At 59.8% G+C, this 6,037-nt stretch carries 5 protein-coding genes; all 5 read right to left on the bottom strand.

Going from position 1 to position 6,037, the window contains the following annotated elements; all coding sequences use genetic code 11:
* Positions 1 to 258 precede the first annotated feature (258 nt).
* Complete coding sequence (locus tag ACE04F_RS07330) at positions 259 to 546, bottom strand: DUF3509 domain-containing protein (protein WP_486105613.1); 288 nt, start codon at positions 544 to 546, stop codon at positions 259 to 261.
* 165 nt (positions 547 to 711) lie between these two features.
* Positions 712 to 2,082 (bottom strand): transporter substrate-binding domain-containing protein, encoded by a 1,371-nt coding sequence (locus ACE04F_RS07325; RefSeq protein ID WP_486105612.1) that lies wholly within the window; start codon positions 2,080 to 2,082, stop codon positions 712 to 714.
* 120 nt (positions 2,083 to 2,202) lie between these two features.
* Positions 2,203 to 3,612, bottom strand: a complete 1,410-nt coding sequence (thrC, locus tag ACE04F_RS07320) for a threonine synthase (RefSeq protein ID WP_486105611.1) — start codon at positions 3,610 to 3,612, stop codon at positions 2,203 to 2,205.
* 104 nt (positions 3,613 to 3,716) lie between these two features.
* Complete coding sequence (locus ACE04F_RS07315) at positions 3,717 to 5,021, bottom strand: homoserine dehydrogenase (protein ID WP_305499031.1); 1,305 nt, start codon at positions 5,019 to 5,021, stop codon at positions 3,717 to 3,719.
* Between the two features lie 130 nt (positions 5,022 to 5,151).
* Positions 5,152 to 5,883 carry a DsbC family protein gene (locus tag ACE04F_RS07310; protein WP_486105610.1) on the bottom strand — a complete coding sequence of 244 codons (732 nt, stop codon included), beginning with the start codon at positions 5,881 to 5,883 and terminating at the stop codon, positions 5,152 to 5,154.
* Between the last annotated feature and the right edge of the window lie 154 nt (positions 5,884 to 6,037).

Here is a 6,037-nt window from a genome sequence, read left to right as displayed (position 1 = left end):
GGTCAACCTGCTATTGACCGACAAACCGCTTTCGCGAGCAGGCTCGCTCCCACAAGGGTTCTGTTTTGCCTGACGCAGAGCACCCTGGCCATAAACACCAGGCAAAAAGAAACCCCGAGAAGTGGGGAGACAACTCGGGGTTAAACGTGACCCTTAAAGGTCCGTACAACAAGCCACAAACACCGGAGCACAATGCTTGCTCTTGTTGGTAAAAAGTCTGACTCGCTAGAACGTAGGAAGGTTCCCGCGGGATGTCACTCAATTGGCAGCAAGCATGACCTTGTCGCGCGCCACGTTACGTAACGCCGCGATGACACACGGCTCCAGGCGCCCCTCGGCAATCAGCACATCGCGATGCAGGCCGTCGACCACGTCGGTCAGTTGGCGCTTGTCGGTCAACTGGGCCTGGTTGAACAGCCGCTCGACCATGATCGCCCCTGAGGGATTCTTCAGCGTTACCAGGCATTCGCCTTTGGTACCGGAGGGCGTGAGCGTGACCTGATACGGGCTCAAGGCTTCATTGAGCAACAGGCTGATACTTTCCATTCGATCACCCTTCAATAGTCCGAAAAAAAACAACTGCACATTAAGTGACCCCGCGGCCCGGCGGAAAGTTCGCCAGCGCAACGAACCGGCGCAATGGCGACCTGTTCAACCGAGCATGCGCGTCAAATATGACAGCTGGATATCAGCCCCAGCTGAGGCAGTCGATCAAGCCGGCAGCCGCTTGGAACGATCCCACCGGCGCCCAACCTCGACCCACCCGCCCAGCACGCCGCGCAATTGGCCGTCGGCGGCATATAAGGGCACCGACCAGTGATAAATATCCTGCAATGTACCGCGCAACATCAGCTGGCGATCAACAAATCGAGGCTGACGGGTTCGCAGCTGCTCCATCAGCTCACCGTGCAACAGCTCGGCGGTCGCCGACGGCATCGCTGCGGACTCGGTCAGACGCGTACCTCGCAGCGTCTCGAAGCGAGTTGCAAACCGCTCCTCATAACTTTTGTTGCACATGATCAGTCGCCCTTCGAGGTCTCGAATGAAGATCGGATCGGGAATGGCCTCCATCAAGGCTCGCTGGAGCGTCAGTTGGTCGTTGAGCACGGCCTCGGCCTTGAGACGCTGTTCAATCTGGCCCTGCAAGCGGCGGCTCCAGAGCAACGACAACAGGCCGAATACCCCTGCCACGATCACACACCAATAGCCCTGCAGCGGGATGCTCGACCAGAATGACGGTTGCTTATCCGGCATTTGTTCGGCGAACCACTTGGAGCGCAGCGCGCGCATGTCTTCGGCCGGAAACGCTTCCAGCGCCTTGTTGAGGATACCCAGCAACGTTTGAGAATCCTGACGCACAGCCAGATAGTCGGGTTCCCACCGGCCTTCGAGACTGCCGCCCACTTGTAATTGCCCCACGGGATAGAGGTGCGCGGCGGTTTCGCTTTCGATGGTGGCATAGGCTTCGCGGTTTTCCACCAAGGCCCTTGCCTCGGCCTGGGTCATGACCGTGCGTAACCCGACGGCGGGATACTCGCGCCGGATTTCCGCTTCAAGGGCATGCCGTGCCGGCAACGCCAGCACCTTGCCAGCCAACTGATCCAGCGAACGAAGCGCGGGTTCGCCCTCACGGCCAACGAATACCCAGTCGAAACCGCCAAACGCATGGCTGAAATTCAAAATAGCCCTGCGCTCGTCATTCATCGCCAGGAGTGTGGACATGTCGGCTTCGCCGTTCTCCAGCATTTCTATCAACTGATCGGCAGAGAACGACTCCCGATGGACGAATTCAAGTCCGGTCATCTGTTCGATGGACCGCAGAATGTCAGCGTTCAGGCCGCTCCATTCTCCGCGTGCATTTTTGAACAGGTACAGCGGGATTTGCATCGACGCCACCACGACACGCGGGTTCTGCCTGATCCAGTCCAGTTCCCGGGCCTCGAGCACCAATCTTTCGCCGGCTTCGAGCGGTGGCTGTTTGGGAGTCGTCGACGGGTCCGCCCCGCCCCATTGCGTCCAGTACATCAGGGCGAAGCCCATCATCCAGCTCAACGCCGGTTTGCATCGGTTAACGAACAGCATCTGCACTTCCTTCGAGATAGCTCGCCCGTTCCTTATCGGGCGAAAACCCGACCATTTTGGCATGCAGAAACGAAGAAGCCCGTCAGGAGACGGGCTTCAAGATGTGACAGTTTCCAGCGATCAGAGCGGCTTGCCGCGGTTGCCATGCTGGCTGACAAAGGCCTGCACGGCCTTCAGATCATTAGGCAATACGGTGCAACGCTCGTCTCGTTCAAACAAATCAGAAAGATGTGCAGGCAGCTCAAGCGCTTTTCCTACGCCAGCCTTCTCCACTGCTTCCGGAAACTTCACCGGGTGAGCGGTGCCCAGGATGACCATCGGAATATCCAGGCTGCGGCGGCACTCGCGCGCCGCTCGTACCCCGATGGCGGTGTGCGGATCGAGCAATTCACCGCTCTGCTCGAACACCTCGGCGATGGTTTCGCAGGTCTGCGCGTCATCCACCGCCAGGGAGTCGAACAGCTTGCGGGCTTCGGTCCAGCGCTCGGCCTCGACGCTGAACCCACAGCCCTGGCGGAAGCTGTCCATCAAGCCAGCAATCGCCACGCCATTGCGGCCGTGCAGGTCGAACAGCAACCGCTCGAAATTCGACGAGACCATGATGTCCATCGACGGCGACAACGTGGCATGCAGGGTTTCCTTCACGTACTGGTTGCCGCTCATGAAGCGGTGCAGGATGTCGTTGCGGTTGGTGGCGACGATCAACTGGTTGATCGGCAGCCCCATGTTGCGTGCCAGGTAACCGGCAAAAATATCGCCGAAATTGCCGGTCGGCACCGAGAACGCCACCGAACGGGCCGGGCCGCCCAACTGCAGGGCCGCGTGGAAGTAATAGACAATCTGGGCCATGATCCGCGCCCAGTTGATCGAGTTCACCGCCACCAGCCGGGTGCCCTTGAGGAAGCTCTGGTCGGCGAAGCTGGCCTTGACCATTTCCTGGCAGTCGTCGAAGTTGCCTTCGATGGCGATGTTGTGGATGTTATCGCCGAAAATCGTCGTCATCTGCCGACGCTGCACTTCCGAGACGCGGTTGTGCGGATGCAGGATGAAAATGTCGACGTTCTCGCAATGCTTGCAGCCTTCGATGGCGGCCGAACCGGTGTCGCCGGAGGTAGCACCGACAATCACCACGCGCTCGCCACGCTTTTGCAGCACATAGTCCAGCAGGCGACCGAGCAGTTGCAGAGCGAAATCCTTGAAAGCCAGGGTCGGGCCGTGGAACAGCTCCATCACCCATTCGTTACCGTTGAGCTGGCGCAACGGCGCAATGGCGTTGTGGGAAAAGACACCGTAGGTCTCTTCCAGGATCTTCTTGAAATCAGCGTCCGGAATGCTGCCGGTGACAAACGGGCGCATCACTCGGAAGGCCAGCTCGTGATACGGCAGGCCGGCCCAGGAAGCGATTTCTTCCTGGGTAAAGCGCGGCAGATTCTCCGGCACATAGAGGCCGCCGTCCGTGGCCAGGCCGGCCAGCAGGACATCTTCGAAATTCAGGGCCGGTGCCTGGCCGCGGGTACTGATATAGCGCATAGGGGCAAACCTTCGGTTTGAGCTTCAAGCCTCAAGCTATAAGCTACAAGTGAAAAGCGGCTCGGCTTCTACTTGCAGCTTGCAGCTTATAGCTTGCCGCTAAATTAGTTCAAATGCTCGACGCGGATACGGACCACCGGGCCAACGACTCCCTGAAGTGCCTCCAACGCAGCGATCGCATCGTTGATGCGTTGCTCGACCACGCGGTGGGTCAGCAGGATCATCGGCACCAGGCCGTCGTGCTCCTCGACCTCCTTCTGCATGATCGACTCGATATTGATGCCACGTTCCGAAAGAATGCTGGCAACCTGGGCCAGTACTCCCGGATGGTCCTTCGCCTGAATACGCAGGTAGTAGGCACTTTCGCAGGCTTCGATCGGAAGAATCGGGTGATCCGACAGCGAGTCCGGCTGGAACGCCAGATGCGGCACGCGATTTTCCGGGTCGGATGTCATGGCGCGAACCACGTCCACCAGGTCGGCCACTACCGACGAAGCGGTCGGCTCCATGCCGGCACCGGCGCCGTAGAACAAGGTCGAGCCGGCGGCGTCGCCGTTGACCATTACCGCATTCATCACGCCGTTGACGTTGGCGATCAGGCGGTCGGCCGGGATCAGCGTCGGATGCACACGCAACTCGATGCCGCTGGCAGTGCTGCGCGCCACGCCCAAATGCTTGATGCGATAGCCCAAGGCCTCGGCGTAGTTCACGTCGGCTGTGGTCAGCTTGGTGATGCCTTCGGTGTAGGCCTTGTCGAACTGCAGCGGAATACCGAAGGCGATCGACGCGAGGATCGTCAGCTTGTGCGCCGCATCGATGCCTTCCACGTCGAACGTCGGGTCCGCCTCGGCGTAGCCCAACGCCTGGGCTTCGGCCAGCACGTCTTCAAAGGTGCGGCCCTTTTCGCGCATCTCGGTGAGGATGAAGTTGCCGGTACCGTTGATGATCCCGGCCACCCAGTTGATCCGGTTGGCCGACAGCCCTTCGCGAATCGCCTTGATCACCGGGATACCACCGGCCACGGCGGCCTCGAAAGCCACGATCACGCCCTTCTCGCGGGCCTTGGCGAAAATTTCATTGCCGTGAACGGCGATAAGCGCCTTGTTCGCGGTGACCACATGCTTGCCATTCTCGATGGCCTTGAGTACCAGCTCGCGGGCAACGGTATAGCCGCCCATCAGCTCTATCACGATGTCGATCTCAGGGTTCGTGGCCACTTCGAAGACATCGTTGGTAATCGCAATACCGGTCGTCTGGAACTGAGGCTTTGGCGTGCGCATGGCAATTTGTGCCACTTCGATTCCACGCCCGGCACGACGAGCAATTTCCTCGGCGTTGCGCTGAAGTACGTTGAAGGTGCCGCCACCGACGGTACCTAACCCACAGATGCCTACTTTGACCGGATTCACTCTTGACTCCCCATGAAACGGCCGACACAAGGTCGGCCGTGATACAGCCGCGCAGCAACGCGACTTTGTGTTTAACGGCCCGGCGAAGGTTTTCGCCGGGCCGTGATCTTCTGCAGCGCACTGGCCACGATCATTTCGCCCCAAGGGCCAGTTTGGCGACTTGCGGCGCCGGCTGGTAGCCCGGAATCACCTGGCCATCGGCCAAGACGATGGCCGGCGTGCCGTTCACACCAATGGACTGGCCAAGGGCGAATTGCTTGGAAACCGGGTTCTCGCACTTGGCGGCCTTGATTTCCTTGCCGTCGACCATTTTGTCCATGGCCGCTTTCTTGTCCTTGGAGCACCAGACTGCCTGCAACTGCTCATCACCCGGCGAGCCAAGGCCCTGGCGCGGGAACGCCACGTAGCGCACCTCGATGCCACGCTTGTTCAGCTCCGGCACTTCGGCGTGCAGTTTGTGGCAGTACGGGCAGGTGGTGTCGGTGAACACGGTAATGTGTGACTTGGTTTCGCCCACCGCCGGGTAGACCACGGTTTCGGCAACCGGGATACCGTTGATCAATTTGGAGATGCCTTGACGCTCGGTGATCTCGGTGAGATTCACCGGCTTGCCGTCCTTGAGCGCAAACAGGTTGCCCTGGACGATGTACTGACCGTCGGCGCTGGCATACAGCACGCGGCTGCCCTGGAGCTTGACTTCGTACAGGCCGGACATCGGACTGGCGGAAATGGCTTCGATCGGCACTTCCAGTTCGAGATTGGCCAGGCTCTTGCGAATGGCCTGGTCGGCCGCGTCATCGGCAATGGCTAAGGTACTGGCCAACGCGATGGCGGCGGCGGTGAACATCTGGATCAAACGCATGAGGACTCCTGAGGCAAACAAATAGGCGGGGACACCGACGCGTAGATCGGGTTCCAGCCGCCCACTGTGCAAACCGGGAAAGCCTATCACATAAGGCCCGTATGGCCGAATGCCGGTGATACGAGGTATTGCTGATTGCTTCTGTAGGAGCGGG

Source organism: Pseudomonas sp. AGC41 (assembly GCF_057334555.1).
Note: the sequence above shows the minus strand (reverse complement) of the source record. Positions and strands in the feature narration are given on the sequence as shown.

Bases quoted from the DNA above. Each gene is read 5' to 3' on its own strand.
- ACE04F_RS07330 (WP_486105613.1), bottom strand. From the start codon at position 546: ATGGAAAGTATCAGCCTGTTGCTCAATGAAGCCTTGAGCCCGTATCAG.
- ACE04F_RS07325 (WP_486105612.1), bottom strand. From the start codon at position 2,082: ATGCTGTTCGTTAACCGATGCAAACCGGCGTTGAGCTGGATGATGGGC.
- thrC (WP_486105611.1), bottom strand. From the start codon at position 3,612: ATGCGCTATATCAGTACCCGCGGCCAGGCACCGGCCCTGAATTTCGAA.
- ACE04F_RS07310 (WP_486105610.1), bottom strand. From the start codon at position 5,883: ATGCGTTTGATCCAGATGTTCACCGCCGCCGCCATCGCGTTGGCCAGT.